This window comes from Sphingomonas sp., assembly GCF_965200135.1.
Taxonomy (GTDB): Bacteria; Pseudomonadota; Alphaproteobacteria; order Sphingomonadales; family Sphingomonadaceae; genus Sphingomonas.
Window position 1 is genome coordinate 94941 of the sequence record NZ_CBDATK010000009.1, and the last position, 16002, is coordinate 110942.

Genomic DNA, 16002 nt, shown 5'->3' on the forward strand with positions numbered 1-16002 from the left:
CCGACAGCCCAAGTGCGTGATGATCTGTTCCTAATTGGTGCGGATCATCACGGATCGGCCATAAAGGCGCTGATGGGTCTAGCGCTAGCGGGAGCAGCGGTTCCCGGAACGGCGCGTGAGAACACCGACAGCAAGACGAGTCCCGTGGTGAAGATCATGGCCGCGTCGGGCGAAGCGGCGGGTTCCTGCGTCTATCCGATCTAGAGCAGATTCCGTTCAGTATGCATCGTATCCGGCGGCGGCGAAGTAGTTGGCGCACTCCGCTGGCGTGAAGGTAGCGATGGCGGCGCCGATCGCGCGGGAGAGGTCGTCGACGGTGCGTGCGGCGGCCTTGCGCAGGAGCGCCTTGAGCTTGGCGAAGGCGTTCTCGATCGGGTTGAAGTCGGGCGAGTAGGGCGGGAGGAAGAGCAGCCGGGCGCCCTGCGCCTCGATCGCCGCGCGCGCAGCAGCGCTCTTGTGGGCAGGCAGGTTGTCGAGGATCACGACGTCGCCAGGCCTGAGCGTCGGGGCAAGAGCCTGGGTAACCCAGGCCTCGAACCAGGTTCCCGTCATCGGCCCATCGATGACGAGCGGCGCTGTCATGCCCGAGAGCCGCAGCCCGCCGACAAAGGTGGTCGTCATCCAATGGCCGTGGGGCACGGCCATGCGAAGCCGCTCGCCGCGAGGAGCGCGTCCGTACCGGCGGCCATCTTGGTGCTGGCCCCGGTCTCGTCCACGAAGATCAGCGTTTCGGGATCGAGGTCGAGCTGGCCGTCGAACCACGCCTCGCGCGCGCTCAGCACGTCGGGGCGATCCTGCTCCTGCGCATGACCGGTCTTTTTTTGCGCGTGTGGTGGTGACGCGCGAAGAAGCGCCACAGCGTCGACACCGCGATCGACCCCTTCGGCAGCCAGCGCCGCGCGCAGCTCGGCAAGGGTGATGTCGGGGGTGGACTCATACAATGCCCATATCCGCACCGCCTTGGCCTGGGTCGCCGTCGAGCGCGTGTCGCCGCCCTGCGGCTTGGCCGCGGGCTTGCCATGGTCACGCTGAAGCATCGCCCACCTCACCGCGCTGGCCGCGCTCACCCCGAAGCGCTCCGCCGCCGCGCGACGCGACATCCCTCCCGAGATAGCGCCCACCACACGCTCGCGCAGATCCATCGACAACGGCTTGCCCATATGTCCCGGCCTCCCGTCACCGGAGACCAGGCTGAATCAGACTTCAACCCGCTTGGGAATCCCGAAACGATTCACGTCGCGCGGAAACTGCTCTAGCCGCAGGCGCGGGCCACAGCGCCGTCATCGGTGGTGACGGAGGTCCGTTCACGTCGCTATTTCGGGCGGTCGGCCCCCGGTGTCGGGATGTTGAATGAGCGGTCGGCACCGACCCTAGCGCAACCGGCCAGGACCTTCGTTGGGTAGGCCTCAGGACCTTCCTATTGCGCTCCTGCTGCGGACTTCCGGCTGACTCGCGCCGGGCGCGCTGCTAAAGGCCCGGCATGCAGCACCCCAACACCATCCTGATCGTCGATTTCGGCAGCCAAGTAACGCAGCTCATCGCGCGGCGCGTGCGCGAGGCGGGGGTGTACAGCGAGATCGCGCCGTTCACGCAAGCCGCCGAGGCGTTCGCGCGGCTGCGGCCGCGGGGGCTGATCCTGTCGGGTGGGCCGGCATCGGTGACCGCGGACGACAGCCCGCGACTGCCCCAGCACATGTTCGAGGCTGGCATACCGGTGCTGGGGATCTGCTATGGCCAGCAGCTGATGAGCGCACAGCTCGGCGGCAATGTCGTGATATCGGGCGACGGCGGCGAGTTCGGCAAGGCATTCGTCGAGGTGGCGGCCCCCTGCGCGTTGTTCGACGGGCTGTGGGCGGCGGGCGAGCGGCACCAGGTGTGGATGAGCCACGGCGACAAGGTCGATGCGCTGGCGCCCGGTTTCGTGCCGGTAGGGACGTCGGACGGCGCGCCCTATGCCGTGGTCGCCGACGAGGCCCGGCGGTTCTACGGCGTCCAGTTTCATCCCGAGGTGGTGCACACACCGGGCGGCGCGAAGCTGCTCGCCAACTTCGTGCGCCATGTCTGCGGCTGTGCCGGTGAATGGACGATGGCGGAATATCGCGCGGCGAAGATCGCTGACATCCGCAAGCAGGTCGGCACGGGCCGCGTGATCTGCGGATTGTCGGGTGGGGTGGACAGCGCGGTCGCGGCGGTGCTGATCCACGAGGCGATCGGCGAACAGCTGACCTGCGTATTCGTCGATCACGGGCTGATGCGGTCGGGCGAGGCGGATCAGGTCGTGTCGCTGTTCCGGGGACATTACAACATTCCGCTCGTTCACGTGAACGCCGAGACGCTATTCATGAACGGGCTGGCCGGGATCACCGACCCGGAGGCGAAGCGCAAGTTCATCGGCAAGACCTTCATCGAGGTGTTCGAGGCAGAGGCGAAGAAGATCGGCGGCGCCAAGTTCCTGGCGCAAGGCACGCTCTATCCCGACGTGATCGAGAGCGTCAGCTTCACCGGCGGTCCGTCGGTGACGATCAAGAGCCACCACAATGTCGGCGGCCTGCCGGAGCGGATGGACATGCAGCTGGTCGAGCCGCTGCGTGAGCTTTTCAAGGACGAGGTCCGCGCGCTGGGCCGCGAGCTGGGCCTGTCGGAGTCTTTCGTCGGGCGGCACCCGTTTCCGGGGCCGGGCCTGGCGATCCGTATTCCGGGTGAAGTCACCAAGGCGCGGTGCGACACGCTGCGCAAGGCGGACGCGATCTATCTGGAGGAGATCCGCAACGCCGGGCTGTACGATGCGATCTGGCAGGCGTTCGCGGTGCTGTTGCCGGTGCGCTCGGTGGGCGTGATGGGCGACGGCCGAACCTACGACAACGTGCTGGCACTGCGCGCGGTGACGTCGACGGACGGGATGACGGCGGAGTGTTTCGAGTTTCCGGGCGGGTTCCTGGCGCGGGTGGCGACGCGGATCGTCAACGAGGTTCGGGGCGTGAACCGGGTGACGTACGACTATACCTCGAAGCCGCCGGGGACGATCGAGTGGGAATAATTCCCGGTCGTTCGGCAGCTATCGCAGGCAATCGGTTTATGCCCCATATCCCGTCATAGGTCAGTGACTTAGCGCTCGCCACCTATCGCTGGCAATTGCGGGTAAGCGATACCACCTGACGGTATAGCTGACGGTACTTTTTTGTGGCTCACCAGCCTCGAATGCCGCGGCGCAAAAACTGATTGTCAATCGGATTTTCCGTTTGCCCGTATCCTGCTGTTGTTACTACCAAATTGGAAAGATTGACGGTATAATTTCTGACGGTAAGCTTAGGTCGACGAAGGCCGAGTTTTACCGTCAAGAGCCTCGATCCATGCTCACCGACCTCGCTCTCAAGCGCCTCAAACCACAGGAAAAAACGTACAAGGTCGCTGACCGTGACGGTATGTACGCGGCGGTTTCGCCTACAGGCCAGATTGCCTTCCGCTATGACTACCGGCTGCACGGACGGCGCGAGACGCTGACCTTCGGCAAATATGGCCCCGGCGGGCTGTCCCTTGCCGAGGCGCGGGAACCCTGCATGACAGCCCGCAAGCTCGTCGCCGAAGGGAAGTCGCCTGCGCTGGAAAAGCAGCGGGAGAAGCGGCGCGTACCTGTCCCAGCAGGCGCTCGACATCATGATCGCGCTCAAGGCATGTGCCGGCAATTCGAGCTACCTGCTGCCGTCCCGCTACGATGCGGACGCGCCCATGTCCCGCGCGACCGTCAACCGGGTCACCTACTCCGTTGTCGATGCGGCAAAGACGAACGGGCAGGCGTTGGCGCCGTTCACGGTCCATGATCTACGACGGACGGGATCGACGCTGCTCAACGATCTCGGGTTCAACCGCGATTGGATCGAGAAGGCGCTCGCGCACGAAGACTCCAGATCCTCCCGCGGCGTCTACAACAAGGCCGAGTATGAGCCGCAGCGACGGCACATGCTTCAGGAGTGGGCCAACATCGTCGACGCGTGGGTGGAGGGGCGAACGTACACGCCCAAGCTCTATCCGCCGTCGCTGGAGCTGCTCACCCCTGAGACGTCCGCATAGGTCTGGAACGACGCAGCCGCACATCTGGCGCCGTCGGCACTTCCGAGGTCCGCCGACGCGCCTCGAGCCAGGCCTCCACTTCATCGAGGTCCCACGCAGCGCAGCGGGGTGTCAGGTAGAATCTGCGGGGAAACTCGCCTCGCTGCTCCATCTCGTAGATCGTCGTGTCGGCCAGCGGAACGATGCGGCGAAGTTCTGAACGCCGTACGGTGCGCTTCATGTAGCTGGCCGATGCGCCCGGTTTCGCCGGCACCGCCGCAACAGGCAAGCTATGTAGATCAATCATCTCAGCCTCCGTCGTGAGCTATCGCCACCAAACGGCAGCTCGTTCGTCCCGGGAAGGCCAAGGTGATCGTAGAAGTGCAGCGGGAAACGCTAGCGTGCAAAAGGGCGGCCCTGATCCGTCGGGTCCAGCGCCGCAGCCCAATCCGCATACGGCGTCGTTCTTGCCGTGTGCCGGTTGTAATCGGGCGCGCCGTCGTCCCACCACACGGGGCCTCGCTCGCCCAGCGCGACCTTGGCTGCATCGACGGCTGCCCGCGCCGATGCGGTTTCGGCAGGCCTGCCGGCGGTGTCACGCACGGCTCGCCGGGCCGCCATCAGCTCGCCCACGAGCCGTTCCCGCTCGCGTTCCGGAAGGTGGGGATTGCTGGTCCTCCAGAGGCGCGCCCGGACGACGAAGTAGCGACCATCAGGCGTACGCGGATACTCGGTCACGTCGTGACTGCCCGAACCGTCTCAACGGTCAACGCGCCGGCGGGAAGCGGCCGCAGCAGGTCTGATTCGGGGCGACCGAGGTCGATCCATGCGGACCAATCCTCAGGCCGGAGCACCACGATCTGACGGTTATGATACGGCGCCACGTCCGGCCCGGGGTTCGTCGTCAGCATCGTGAAAGCGGCCGGCTGGGTCCCGTCGCCTTCGCGCCACAGGCCCGCGATGGCCATGAACGGTGCGTCGCTCAGCGTGAATCGATGCTTCGCCTTCGGATATTTCGAGCCGGTGAACTCGAAGAAAGCCGATGCAGGGATCAGGCAGCGGTGGCTCTTGTCGAACCTCCGCCCTTCAGACCGGAAGTTGAAGACCGGACCGCCCTTCGGAGCCGATGGCGGAAAACCGAACCGCATGGGTGCCAGCTCGATCCCGTTTCCGGCCGCGCGCATGACCGGTCCGACGTCGTTGATCCTTATGTCGCCGGCTTGCGGAAGGTCGCGCTCGGACTGGTCTGTAGGTGTGCCCAAGGCGAGCGCCTGCATCATGTCTTGATACTCGCGCCACTTCACGTGCTGTTCGTAGTCGTTGCACATCCACTGAATCCTTTCACACCAAAACCCGGCCTCTGTGACAGGACCCGGCGGAGGTGCGCTTCAGCTCGTCGAGGCGGAGCGTTTCCTTTGACACTAAAACCGGACCTGCGTGGCACGGGATAGCGAACCTGCCCGTCGGCAGTCGGTTCACAGATTCGTGAAGCAGATGGTCAAGCCGCCGGGCTACTCAGTTTCTGACCGACGCGCTCCGTGTGCCGGTGAGACGGAGCGCATCCACCACGACCGCGAACGCCGGAGAGGCGTGCCGCCGGCTAGGATAGTAGAGGTGGTAGCCCGAGAACGGTGCGCACCAGTCCTCCAGCACCCTCATTAGGCGCCCGGAGGCGACATGGTCGACGATCTGGTCCTCGGGCACGTAGGCCAGGCCGAGGCCGTCGAGGACGGAGGCGAGCCGCACCGCTCCGTGGTTGACCACCACTTGCCCTTCGACCCGCACACGAAGCTCGCGACCGTCGCGTTCGAACTCCCAAGCGAACAATCCCCCATAGGTCGGCAGGCGGATATTGATGCAGTTGTGTGCGGTCAGGTCCTGGGGCGTCTCGGGGCGCGAGCGCGCCGCGAAATATGCGGGCGAGCCGACCACGGCCATCCGCATGTCGGGGCCGATCCGCACCGCGATCATGTCCTTGGCGACCTGCTCGCCTAGCCGCACGCCGGCATCGTAACCCTGCGCCACGATGTCGGTCAGCCCGTAATCGACGACGATCTCAACGTGGATGTTCGGGTGGTCGGGCAGGATGCGCTGGAGGGCGGGTTGCAGGATCGAAACCGCCGGGTGCTCACCGGCGGTGATCCTGACCGTCCCCGCGGGCTTGTCGCGCAGCGCGCCGAGCGCGCCCAACTCCTGCTCGATCTCCTCGAAGCGCGGCGCCAAGGTGCGCAGCAGCCGCTCGCCCGCTTCCGTCGCCGACACGCTCCGCGTGCTACGCGCCAGCAGCCGCACGCCCAACCGCGCTTCCAAGGCCTTGATTGTCTGGCTCAGCGCCGATTGCGAGACACCCTGCTTCGCTGCGGCGCGCGTGAAGCTGCGTTCCTTCGCGACTGCCACGAAAGCGGCAAGGTCGTTGAAGTTCTCGACACTCATTGATTAGCTGACCTTATCGCGGCTTCCCGATTGCAGGCTCTAATCGATAACAGTCGGGATCGCTAGTTCTCGTAAGCGTAGGGACGGCCCCTTGTCCGGCACAACGCGCCATTCCGCCAACCAAGGAATTAGATGATGCAGAAGCGACAACTCGGCCGCTCCGAACTTGAGGTCTCAGCGCTTGGCCTTGGCTGCATGGGCCTGAGCTTCGGCTACGGTCCGGCGACCGACCGCAGCGAGGCGGTGGCGCTGATCCGCGCGGCGCACGAGCGCGGCGTCACCTTCTTCGACAGCGCCGAGGCTTATGGTCCCGGCGACAACGAGGAGGTGGTCGGCGAGGCGCTGGCGCCGGTGCGCGACCAAGTCGTGATCGCCACCAAGTTCGGCTTCGTCAACGGCGTGCCGGCGCAAGGGCTGGACAGCCGCCCCGAGCGCATCCGCCAGGTGGCTGACGAGGCCCTTATGCGGCTTCGCACCGACCGCATCGACCTGCTCTACCAGCATCGGGTCGACCCGAACGTGCCGATCGAGGACGTCGCCGGCACGGTAAAGGAGTTGATCCAGGCAGGCAAGGTCAAGTATTTCGGGCTGTCGGAGGCCGGCCCCGACGCGATCCGCCGCGCCCATGCTGTGCAGCCGGTCGCCGCACTTCAGAGCGAATACTCGATGTTCTGGCGCGAGCCGGAGGCGGAGATCCTGCCGCTGCTGGAGGAACTCGGCATCGGCTTCGTGCCATTCGCGCCGCTCGGCAAGGGCTTCCTGACCGGCAAGCTCGACCCGAAGACAGTGTTCGGTAAGGATGACTTCCGCAGCACCGTTCCCCGTTTCCAGGCCGACGCGATGGCCGCCAACCAGGCGCTGGTCGACCTCGTCGGCACGATGGCCTTCGAAAAGGGCGCGACGCCTGCGCAGGTCGCGCTCGCTTGGCTGCTCGCGCAGCGGCCGTGGATCGTGCCGATCCCCGGCACCACCAAGCTTCACCGGCTGGAAGAGAATCTGGGCGGCGCTGACGTCGTCCTGACCGGCGACGATCTCGCCCGCATCGAACAGGCGCTCGACGGCATCAAGGTCGTGGGCGAACGCTACCCCGCCTCGCACCAGAACCTCATCAACCGTTGACGCTAAGGAGAAACGAACATGGAGATCAAGCGCAGCGGCGCGCAGCCCTCGGCCCAAGGGCCAAGCGAGTGGTTCACAGGCACCGTGCGGATTGACGCTCCGTTCAGCGGCAGCGGCGCGATCAGCGGGGCGACCGTGACCTTTGAGGCTGGCGCCCGCACCGCCTGGCACACGCACCCGCTCGGCCAGACCCTGCTGGTGACGACAGGTCTCGGCCGGGTCCAGCGCGAGGGTGGCGCCGTCGAGGAGGTGCGACCCGGCGACATCGTCTGGTTCGAGCCGGACGAGAAGCACTGGCACGGCGCCTCGCCCGGCTGCGCGATGAGCCACATCGCCATCGCCGAGAAGAAGGACGGAGCGGCCGTCACCTGGATGGAAAAGGTAACGGACGCACAATTTTCAGGAGATCGAGCATGAGCCAGGATAGCAATAGCAACATGCCGACCGTGACGCTGAACAACGGCGTCGCCATGCCGAGCCTCGGCTTCGGCGTTTTCCAGGTGCCCGACCCGGCCGAGTGCGAGCGCAGCGTCCGCGATGCGATCGACGTGGGCTACCGCCTGCTAGACACCGCCGCCTCCTACGGGAACGAGGAGGCGGTCGGCGCCGCGATCCGCAACCACGGCATCGACCGGGGCGAGCTGTTCGTCACGACCAAGCTTTGGATCGAAGACGCCAGCTATGAGGGCGCCAAGGCCGCGTTCGAGCGCTCGATCAACAAGCTCGGCCTCGATTATCTCGACCTCTACCTGATCCATCAGCCCTATGGCGACGTGTATGGCGCATGGCGGGCGATGGAGGAGCTGCACAAGGCTGGGCGCATTCGCGCGATCGGCGTCAGCAACTTCTACCCCGATCGCCTCGCCGACTTCGTGCTCCACAATGTGATGACGCCAGCGGTCAACCAGATCGAGACGCATCCCTTCCACCAGCAGCACGAGGCCGAGGCGATCCTGGCCGAGTACAAGGTCCAGCAGGAAGCCTGGGGACCGTTCGCCGAGGGCAGGAACGGGCTGTTCTCCAATGAGGTGCTCGCCGGGATCGGCCGCAAGCACGGCAAGAGCGTCGCGCAGGTGGTGCTGCGGTGGCTCAACCAGCGCGGCATCGTCGCCATCCCGAAGTCGGTGCGCAAGGAGCGTATGGCCGAGAACTTCTGGATCTTCGACTTTGAGCTCGATGGCGATGACATCGCCGCGATCGCCGGGCTCGACCAGAAGGCCAGCAGCTTCTTCGACCATCGCGACCCGGCGATGGTGAAACGGCTCGGCACCCGCAAGCTCTAGGTTGGCGACCGCCATGCACACCGACCAGATTGAGGAAGCGAGCGCGATGAATGGAGCAGCATCAGGACAGGTGAGCAGGCGCAGCCTGCTCGGCGCCGCGGGCGTCGGGCTGGCCGCCGCATCGCTCGGCGCGGCACATGGCGCCACTGCCGCGCCGCCCGCGGCCCGGCGCGACGGCGGGCGCCGCAAGCTCGGGTCGCTGGAGGTCTCCAGCGTGGGGCTCGGCGTGCAGAACATGCATCGGACCTATCAAACGACGATCCCCGATCGGGCGGAGATGATCCGCATCATCCGTGCGGCTCACGAGCGAGGCGTCACCCTGTTCGACACGGCTGAGGCTTATGGCCCGTTCGAGGACGAACTAATTCTGGGCGAGGCCGCGCAGCCGTTCCGAAACCAGGTCGTCATCACCTCCAAGTTCGGGTGGAACATCGGTCCGGACGGCAAGCGGGTTGCCGGCGACCCGCTCGATAGCCGTCCGGAGCACATCAAGGCGGCGGTGGAAGGATCGCTGAAGCGGTTGCGGACCGATCGCCTCGACATGGTGTACCAGCACCGCGTCGATCCGGCGGTGCCGATCGAGGACGTCGCCGGCGCGGTCGGAGACCTGATGCGCCAGGGCAAGGTGCTCCACTGGGGTTTGTCCGAGATGGGGCTGGGCACGCTGCGCCGCGCCCATGCCGAGCTGCCCCTGACCGCCGTTCAGAACGAATACTCGATGCTGTGGCGCGGTCCGGAAGCCGAGGTGCTGCCGCTGTGCGAGCAGCTCGGCATCGGCTTCGTTTGCTGGAGCCCTCTGGGCGTGGGCTTCCTGACCGGCGCGATCGACGTACAGACCGCCTACGCGCCCGGCGACATCCGCGGCGGCGAGACCCGCTTCGCGCGCGAGAACGTCACGGCCAACCTGGCGCTGGTGACGTTGCTGAAGCGCTGGGCGAGCGCCAAGCGGGCGACGCCCGCTCAGATCGCGCTCGCCTGGCTGGTCGCGAGCGACCCTGGATCGTGCCGATCCCCGGCACTACCCAGATGGCGCACATGACCGAGAACACGGGCTCGATGGCGGTCCGCTTCACCCCCGCCGAGCTGCGGGAGCTGAACGCGGCCGTCGCGGCGATCGCGGTCAAGGGCGATCGGCTGCCGCCGCCGGTGCAGGCCTTTTCCGGGGTCGAGGCACCGCCGAGGCGGTCGTGAGCGGGCCGGACGGGCTGTCACGCCGCGCCCTACTCGCGGCGCCGGCGATCCTTGCCTTCGCAAGCGCGTCGGCCTGTGCCCAAGATAAAGGATCAACACCGATGACTGGCGCCAAGACGCTCGTCGCTTACCTGACGCGGTCGGGCAACACCCGGGTGATCGCCGAGACGCTGCACCGCCAGCTCGGCGCCGACCTGTTCGAGATCAGGCCGGCGCGACCATATCCCGCCGACTACGAACAGCACGTCGCGCAGGCGAAGCAAGAACGCGACAGCGGCTTCGAGCCGCCGCTCGCCGCCGAGGTCGACAATATTGCTAAGTATGACGAGATCTTCCTCGGCTTCCCCATTTGGGGCGAGACCACACCGCCGCCGATCCGTTCGTTTCTAAAATCGCACGATCTCAGCGGCAAAACGCTGCGCCCGTTCATCACGCACGGCGGCTACGGCGTGGGCGAGGCGCCGTCCGTGCTCGCCCGACATGGGGCGGCTGCACATATCGAAAGAGCCTTCGTGCTGGAGGCCGATCAGGAGCGCAGGACCTTGAACCAGGTACGCGATTGGCTTGGGCGTGTTCACGCGTAAATCAACAGGGGTATAACTTAGCTCAGCCGCCAAACTGTCCAAGAAGGCGGAACCACCTCAGTCCGCTCGGCCTGCTGAAGCTATATTCGATGCTCGCTATGCTGCGGGTTGCGACCTTGCGGGCTGGTCAGCGAGGCTCCGCTTGTTCATGAACCATCCCTACCGCCAGCGACCGGTCTCCATCCACAGCAGCAGCGGCTTCAGCGGCATGATCCAGATGATGCCGGTCACGACGTAGAACACCAGCTGCGCCGGCCACCACCATTCGCCCACGTAGCGCGACAGGCTTGCCACCAGCACGCACCAGACCGCGATCAGGAGCAGGATGGCGAGCGCGCCGGCGGGTTTGCGCCAGGAGGGGATGGCGGGGTCGTTCACGGGGTTATCCATTCCTGCTCGGTGGCGATGGCGTGCAGCGGCACGTCCCACACGTCGGGGGTCAACGCCTCGACCTGCTGAATGGCCCATGCCACCCCGACGCGCCAGGCAGTGGGGTGTTCGCCGAACGCGCGGTCGTAATGTCCCGCGCCCTGGCCGAGGCGGTTGCCCTGCCGGTCGAACCCGACCAGCGGCGTGATGATGATCGCGGGCGCCAACTCGGGGAGATCGGCGGCGGGCTGGCGCAGGCCGAACGGGCCCGCGACCAGCGCCGCGTCGCCCCGCCAGGCGAGAAAGCGGAGCGGGCTGGCGCGATCGATGACGTGAGGAAGCGCAAGGCGGCAGCCGGCGGCGAGCGCGGCGGCGACGAGGGGGGCGGGGTCGGCTTCGTTGCCGGCCGGGATGTAGCTGGCGACGACTTGGCCGGGGGCGAGGCGCTCGACGAAGGCGGGGTAGGCAGGGATGGGAGGCCCGTCCGCGGTGCCGCGGACCGCGCGAAGTTTCGCGCGCAGGGCGGGTTTGGTCATCGGTGCCCTCCTCCGCGAAGGCCCGGCCGCGCCAAGACCGGTGACCGTGACTCGAGCCGCTTCGGAAAATGCGCTGCTGCAAGGAAGGGGGTGAGGCGCGCCGCGGCAAAGCCGCGTCGTCGGACGGGAGCGCTGACGCTTCCCGCCGGCCGCGCTTGCCGGTCTCGCACGCAGAATTGCTGCGTGCGTGCCGGCGGCGCGGTGGCGGGCCCACCATGGCCGTATGCCGGGTTATCCACTGACGCACGGTACGTCAGGTGGGGACCATATACGTCGGACCAGGGTCCGGGCAGGGACAGCCCCCTTTGGATGATGAATAGCCTCAGGGATAATAAAGGCTCGTACCGGGCAGAACCCGCCAATCGCTATCTAGGCGCTTGCCGCCCCACCCTCAAGAGGCGTCTGCTCGAGGGCATGCGCGAGCCGTTCCAGCCGGTCGGCGACGCGGGCGAGCGCGGTCTCGCTCATCGCGGCGCCCTCGGGCGGTCGATGCAGCGTCTCGTCGAGCGTATCGGCGAGCATCAGCGCCACGAAGAACATCGCGCGTTCGGTGTTGACGCCGCCGGCGGCGCGTTGCGCGGCGGACCAGCGCTCGTCGAGCAACGCGCCGAGCATCCTGACGCGCGCCTCCTCGCCGGCATGACAGGCGACAGCATGGGTGCGGCCGCCGATCTGGAGCAGGACCTCGGCCATCAGGCCGGACCCCGCGCGATGACGTCGTCGAGGGCGGCGACTGCCTCCGCCATTCGCGCCTTCAGCGCGGCGTGACGTCGGGACAGCACGTCGCCCGCGGCCGCGCGGGCGGCGAGGGCGGCGTCGATGCGGGAAAGGGCGGCGTCGATGCGGTCGGCGGCGGGGGGCTCTGCCATGGCGGCGGCGATAAGGCCGTGTGGCGGGAGCGGCAAGGGGGGCGTGCGGCGGTTGACAGCGGGCGTGCGGCTGGCGAAGGCGACCCGGCATCATCCATTTCGGTGGCAGGTCGCGCGTTGCGCCGCCGTTGCGCGCCCGCATCCAAGGCTCGCGGTCCACCCCATTCGAGGGCAGTTCACATGGCGGTCAAGGTTGCGATCAACGGCTTCGGGCGGATCGGCCGTCTGGTAGCGCGCGCCATGTTGGAAAATGGTGGCGACTCCCTGGAACTGGTGACGATCAACGACCTCGCTGACGCCAAGTCGAACGCCTGGCTGTTCAGCCGCGACAGCGTCCACGGGCGCTATCCGGGCGAGGTCTCGGCCGAGGGCCAGGATCTGGTCGTCGACGGCAAGCGCATCCGCGTCACCGCCGAGCGCGACCCCGCGAACCTGCCGCACAAGGAACTTGGCGTCGATCTGGTGCTGGAATGCACCGGCTTCTTCACCGATCGCGAAAGCGCGCAGAAGCACATCGACGCGGGCGCGAAGAAGGTGCTGATCTCCGCGCCGGCGAAGGGCGTCGACCTGACCGTCGTCTATGGCGTCAACCACGACAAGTTGACCGCCGACCATCATATCGTCTCCAACGCCAGCTGCACCACCAACTGCCTGGCGCCCGTCGCCAAGGTGCTGAACGACAGCGTCGGTATCCAGCGCGGGCTGATGACGACGATCCACGCCTATACCAACGACCAGAAGATCCTCGATCAGATCCATCCCGACCTGCGCCGCGCGCGGGCGGCGGCGATGAGCATGATCCCGACCACCACCGGCGCGGCGCGCGCGGTGGGCGAGGTGCTGCCGGAGCTGAAGGGCAAGCTGGACGGCTCCGCGGTGCGCGTGCCCGTGCCGGACGGCAGCCTGATCGACCTCACCTTCACGCCGGGGCGCGACACCACGCGCGAGGAGATCAACGCGCTGCTCAAGGCGGCGGCCGAGGGTCCGATGAAGGGTGTGCTGGACTATTCCACCGACCCGCTGGTCTCGATCGACATCGTCCACACGCCGGCGTCGTCGACGATCGACAGCCTGGAGACGGCGGTGCTCGACGGCAAGCTGGTGCGCGTCGTCAGCTGGTATGACAACGAGTGGGGCTTCTCCAATCGGATGGTCGACACCGCCACCGCGATGGCGCGGTTCGTCTGACGCGGTGACCGCGCCGCCGCTCGATTTGCCGGTTGCGGTCGGGACCGGCGTGCTGGCGGGCATCGCGCGCAAGGCAAGGCCCAAGGCACCGATGGAGGTGCTCGACCGCGCCGAGGTGACGTGCGAGCGCGGCGTGGAAGGCGACTTTCGCGGGCTGTTCAGGCCCGGCGGGCGCAACCGGCGCCAAGTGACGCTGTTCGAACGCGGCGACTGGCTGGCGGCGTGCGCCGAGGTCGGCGTGGAGGCGCCGTGGTGGCTCCGGCGATGCAACCTGCTGGTCGACGGTATCGACCTGCCGCAGCGACCGGGCGCGTTGCTGCGGGTCGGAGAGGCCTGGTTCGAGGTAACGGTCGAATGCGATCCGTGCAGCCGCATGGACGCGGTCGCGCCGGGAATGTTCAGGGCGCTGGTGCCGGACTGGCGAGGCGGCGTCTGCACGCGCGTCGTCTCAGGCGGGGCGATCGTGGTCGGTGACACAATTGAGGTGGTGGGATGAGCAGGCCATTCAAGACGCTGGACGATATGGGCGACGTCCATGGCAAGCGCGTGCTGGTGCGCGAGGACCTGAACGTGCCGATGGCGGACGGGCAGGTGACGGACGACACCCGGATGCGCGCAACGGTGCCGACGGTAACCGAGCTGGCGGATCGCGGCGCGATCGTGCTGGTGCTGGCGCATTTCGGGCGTCCCAAAGGCCCGGCGCCCGAGCTGTCGCTGGCGATGCTGACGCGGCCCTACGAACAGCTGCTCGGGCGACCAGTGCGCTATGTCGATTGGGAAGGTGACGCGGCGGCGGTGGCGATGTTGCAACCGGGCGACATCGCGCTGCTGGAGAATACGCGCTTCTTCGGGGGCGAGGAAAAGAACGACCCCGCCGTCGTGGAGCGCATGGCGGCGCTAGGCGACCTGTACGTCAACGACGCCTTCTCCGCTGCCCACCGCGCGCACGCCTCGACCGAAGGTCTCGCGCACGCTCTGCCGGCATTTGCGGGGCGGCAGATGGAGGCGGAACTGGACGCGCTCGACAAGGCGCTCGGCAGCCCCGAACACCCCGTCGCGGCGGTGGTCGGCGGCGCGAAGGTATCGACCAAGCTGGACGTGCTCCAGCATCTGGTCGCCCGCGTCGATCACCTCATCATCGGCGGCGGGATGGCCAACACCTTCCTCGCGGCGCGCGGCGTGAACGTCGGCAAGTCGCTGTGCGAGCATGACCTGGCGTCCACCGCCGAGGCGATCATGGCGGCGGCGGACCGCGCGGGCTGCACCGTCCACCTGCCCTATGACGTGGTCGTCGCGACCGAGTTCAAGCCGAACCCGGCGACGCGGACGGTCAACGTCCACGAGGTCGGCGCCGACGAGATGATTCTGGACGTCGGGCCTGCGGCGACGGAGGCGCTGGGCGATGTGCTGAAGAATTGCCGCACGCTGGTCTGGAACGGCCCGCTCGGCGCGTTCGAGACGCCGCCCTTCGACGCGGCGACGGTCGCGCTGGCGAAGACGGCGGCGGCGCTGACGCAGGACGGCAGCCTGGTGTCGGTCGCGGGCGGCGGCGACACGGTGGCGGCGCTCAATCAGGCGGGGGTGGCGGCCGATTTTACTTTCGTCAGCACCGCTGGCGGCGCGTTTCTGGAATGGATGGAGGGCAAGGCGCTGCCCGGCGTCGCGGCACTCGCTCGATAGGGTCGAGCGGTGGAATGTTGCCCCGCAGAGCAGGCGGGCGTTGAACTTTCGCACGGATCGCGTGAGTTAACGTGTTAAACGGAGCGCATCATGCTGGGTGTCAGGTTGGATGGCGAACTGGAGCGGCGCCTGACCAGCGTCGCGCGGAGCCAGGGTCGCAGCAAGAGCGACATCGCGCGTGACGTGATCCGCCGCTACGTGGATCAGAATGACGCCGCTTTCCTCGCGGAAGCGAAGCGGCAATCGCTGATGGCCGCGGCGCGTGGTTGGACGGAGGAGGATCGGGTGTGGGAGGCATTCGCGGCTGCCGATGATGATTTGAGCGATCTCGCCGCCCGGCCCGTCGCGACCGTAGCCAGAGCACCGGAGTGAACCGTGGCAATATCGTTCTCACCGTTGGGCGCGGCGACTCCTCGACCAAACCGCGCCCCAGCCTCATCGTTCAGGCGGACGCCCTCATGCCAGTCACCCGATATTTACCGTGTGCCCGATCACCACTCATCTCACGGGCGCGTTCTTTTATCGCGTCCCGATGGGGCGTGATGCGGGCAACGGGCTACGCGAAGATAGTGAGGTCGAGATCGACTTGATCCAGGCCATCCGGCAGGAGCGAATCAGGAACGTGATCGGCAGCACTTCGCCGGAAGTGATGACCGTCGTAGACCAGGCGCTCCGACGCTGGTTTTCTTTGTAATTTCAACCA

The 16002-nt window shown here is 67.0% G+C and carries 19 protein-coding genes and 3 pseudogenes; 13 read left to right on the plus strand and 9 right to left on the minus strand.

Annotated features, from left to right (window positions below):
- The first annotated feature begins 12 nt into the window (after window positions 1-12).
- Complete coding sequence (locus ACOFKS_RS11970) at window positions 13-204, plus strand: hypothetical protein (protein WP_419809477.1); 192 nt, start codon at window positions 13-15, stop codon at window positions 202-204.
- Between the two features lie 12 nt (window positions 205-216).
- On the opposite strand, the pseudogene ACOFKS_RS11975 reads toward ACOFKS_RS11970, so the two are convergent.
- Window positions 217-1160: pseudogene (locus ACOFKS_RS11975) on the minus strand (IS630 family transposase).
- A gap of 320 nt (window positions 1161-1480) precedes the next feature.
- Here ACOFKS_RS11975 and guaA point away from each other — a divergent pair.
- Both guaA and ACOFKS_RS11985 read left to right on the plus strand, forming a co-directional pair.
- On the plus strand, window positions 1481-3037 hold the full coding sequence (gene guaA, locus ACOFKS_RS11980) for a glutamine-hydrolyzing GMP synthase (protein WP_419809478.1): 1557 nt from the start codon (window positions 1481-1483) through the stop codon (window positions 3035-3037).
- Window positions 3038-3350: 313 nt separating this feature from the next.
- Window positions 3351-4068, plus strand: a pseudogene (locus ACOFKS_RS11985) (integrase arm-type DNA-binding domain-containing protein).
- On the opposite strand, the gene ACOFKS_RS11990 reads toward ACOFKS_RS11985, so the two are convergent.
- The 4 genes from ACOFKS_RS11990 to ACOFKS_RS12005 all read right to left on the minus strand — a co-directional run bounded on the left by ACOFKS_RS11990 (window position 4046) and on the right by ACOFKS_RS12005 (window position 6480).
- A complete protein-coding gene (locus ACOFKS_RS11990) occupies window positions 4046-4354 on the minus strand; it encodes a helix-turn-helix transcriptional regulator (RefSeq protein WP_419809479.1) in 309 nt (102 codons plus the stop codon). The pseudogene ACOFKS_RS11985 and the gene ACOFKS_RS11990 overlap by 23 nt on opposite strands.
- A gap of 89 nt (window positions 4355-4443) precedes the next feature.
- Complete coding sequence (locus tag ACOFKS_RS11995) at window positions 4444-4785, minus strand: hypothetical protein (protein WP_419809480.1); 342 nt, start codon at window positions 4783-4785, stop codon at window positions 4444-4446.
- Entirely contained in the window at window positions 4782-5375 is a 594-nt protein-coding gene (locus ACOFKS_RS12000; protein WP_419809481.1) for an SOS response-associated peptidase, read from the minus strand. Before ACOFKS_RS12000 ends, ACOFKS_RS11995 begins: the two co-directional genes overlap by 4 nt.
- 187 nt (window positions 5376-5562) lie before the next feature.
- A complete protein-coding gene (locus ACOFKS_RS12005) occupies window positions 5563-6480 on the minus strand; it encodes a LysR family transcriptional regulator (protein ID WP_419809482.1) in 918 nt (305 codons plus the stop codon).
- Between the two features lie 135 nt (window positions 6481-6615).
- Here ACOFKS_RS12005 and ACOFKS_RS12010 point away from each other — a divergent pair, with 135 nt between their 5' ends.
- The 5 genes and pseudogenes from ACOFKS_RS12010 (at window position 6616) to ACOFKS_RS12030 (ending at window position 10657) form a co-directional block, all read left to right on the plus strand.
- Complete coding sequence (locus tag ACOFKS_RS12010) at window positions 6616-7599, plus strand: aldo/keto reductase (RefSeq protein WP_419809483.1); 984 nt, start codon at window positions 6616-6618, stop codon at window positions 7597-7599.
- Between the two features lie 18 nt (window positions 7600-7617).
- Entirely contained in the window at window positions 7618-8016 is a 399-nt protein-coding gene (locus tag ACOFKS_RS12015) for a cupin domain-containing protein (protein WP_419809484.1), read from the plus strand.
- Entirely contained in the window at window positions 8013-8882 is an 870-nt protein-coding gene (locus tag ACOFKS_RS12020) for an aldo/keto reductase (protein ID WP_419809485.1), read from the plus strand. Before ACOFKS_RS12015 ends, ACOFKS_RS12020 begins: the two co-directional genes overlap by 4 nt.
- A gap of 235 nt (window positions 8883-9117) precedes the next feature.
- Window positions 9118-10073: pseudogene (locus tag ACOFKS_RS12025) on the plus strand (aldo/keto reductase).
- Window positions 10074-10174: 101 nt separating this feature from the next.
- The gene (locus ACOFKS_RS12030; RefSeq protein WP_419809486.1) at window positions 10175-10657 is read left to right on the plus strand and encodes a flavodoxin; all 483 of its coding nucleotides are present in this window, start codon (window positions 10175-10177) and stop codon (window positions 10655-10657) included.
- A gap of 159 nt (window positions 10658-10816) precedes the next feature.
- Here ACOFKS_RS12030 and ACOFKS_RS12035 read toward each other — a convergent pair whose 3' ends face one another.
- From ACOFKS_RS12035 to ACOFKS_RS12050, 4 genes are all read right to left on the minus strand, one after another.
- Complete coding sequence (locus ACOFKS_RS12035) at window positions 10817-11035, minus strand: DUF2842 domain-containing protein (protein ID WP_419809487.1); 219 nt, start codon at window positions 11033-11035, stop codon at window positions 10817-10819.
- Window positions 11032-11562, minus strand: a complete 531-nt coding sequence (locus ACOFKS_RS12040) for a 5-formyltetrahydrofolate cyclo-ligase (RefSeq protein ID WP_419809488.1) — start codon at window positions 11560-11562, stop codon at window positions 11032-11034. The genes ACOFKS_RS12035 and ACOFKS_RS12040 overlap by 4 nt, the downstream gene beginning before the upstream one ends.
- A 369-nt stretch (window positions 11563-11931) precedes the next feature.
- The gene (locus tag ACOFKS_RS12045; protein ID WP_419809489.1) at window positions 11932-12255 is read right to left on the minus strand and encodes a cell division protein ZapA; all 324 of its coding nucleotides are present in this window, start codon (window positions 12253-12255) and stop codon (window positions 11932-11934) included.
- Window positions 12255-12431, minus strand: coding sequence for a hypothetical protein (locus tag ACOFKS_RS12050; protein ID WP_419809490.1), 177 nt, complete (start codon window positions 12429-12431; stop codon window positions 12255-12257). Before ACOFKS_RS12050 ends, ACOFKS_RS12045 begins: the two co-directional genes overlap by 1 nt.
- Window positions 12432-12611: 180 nt before the next feature.
- Between ACOFKS_RS12050 and gap the strand changes: the two genes are divergently transcribed.
- The 5 genes from gap to ACOFKS_RS12075 all read left to right on the plus strand — a co-directional run bounded on the left by gap (window position 12612) and on the right by ACOFKS_RS12075 (window position 15993).
- Entirely contained in the window at window positions 12612-13619 is a 1008-nt protein-coding gene (gene gap, locus ACOFKS_RS12055) for a type I glyceraldehyde-3-phosphate dehydrogenase (protein WP_419809491.1), read from the plus strand.
- Window positions 13620-13623: 4 nt separating this feature from the next.
- Entirely contained in the window at window positions 13624-14115 is a 492-nt protein-coding gene (locus ACOFKS_RS12060) for an MOSC domain-containing protein (protein WP_419809492.1), read from the plus strand.
- Window positions 14112-15299: a phosphoglycerate kinase gene (locus ACOFKS_RS12065; RefSeq protein WP_419809493.1), complete on the plus strand. Its 1188-nt coding sequence runs from the start codon at window positions 14112-14114 to the stop codon at window positions 15297-15299. Before ACOFKS_RS12060 ends, ACOFKS_RS12065 begins: the two co-directional genes overlap by 4 nt.
- A 90-nt stretch (window positions 15300-15389) precedes the next feature.
- Window positions 15390-15671: a ribbon-helix-helix protein, CopG family gene (locus ACOFKS_RS12070; protein ID WP_419809494.1), complete on the plus strand. Its 282-nt coding sequence runs from the start codon at window positions 15390-15392 to the stop codon at window positions 15669-15671.
- Between the two features lie 100 nt (window positions 15672-15771).
- Window positions 15772-15993 (plus strand): type II toxin-antitoxin system PemK/MazF family toxin, encoded by a 222-nt coding sequence (locus ACOFKS_RS12075; protein WP_419809663.1) that lies wholly within the window; start codon window positions 15772-15774, stop codon window positions 15991-15993.
- The last annotated feature ends 9 nt before the right edge of the window (window positions 15994-16002 follow it).